This window comes from Acidisoma sp. S159, assembly GCF_009766125.1.
Classification (GTDB): Bacteria; Pseudomonadota; Alphaproteobacteria; order Acetobacterales; family Acetobacteraceae; genus Acidisoma.
Map to the genome: position 1 here is coordinate 1 of NZ_LMUG01000088.1, position 232 is coordinate 232.

Here is a 232-nt window from a genome sequence, read left to right on the forward strand (position 1 = left end):
AGCCAGCATCACGTAAGGCGGCGCTACTTCAACCGGCTGTCCCGGCCGACCGAACGGCGTCTTGGAGCCAAAAGTTTTCACGGCGTCGCCCTCCATGCCGGATGGAATGAAGGGGGTCCAGATAGGGCCGGGCAGCACGGCGTTGACGCGTAGCCCCTTCTCGGCCAGCAGCTGAGCAAACGCAACCGTCATGTTCCCGATGGCTCCCTTCGTAGCGGAATAGCCGAACAGC

Annotated in this window: 1 protein-coding gene; it reads right to left on the reverse strand. The window is 62.9% G+C overall.

Annotated elements, in window-relative coordinates; all coding sequences use genetic code 11:
- A partial coding sequence (locus tag GSQ92_RS26800; RefSeq protein WP_256367140.1) for an SDR family oxidoreductase occupies nucleotides 1-231 on the reverse strand: 231 nt, incomplete at its 3' end.
- Between the last annotated feature and the right edge of the window lies 1 nt (nucleotide 232).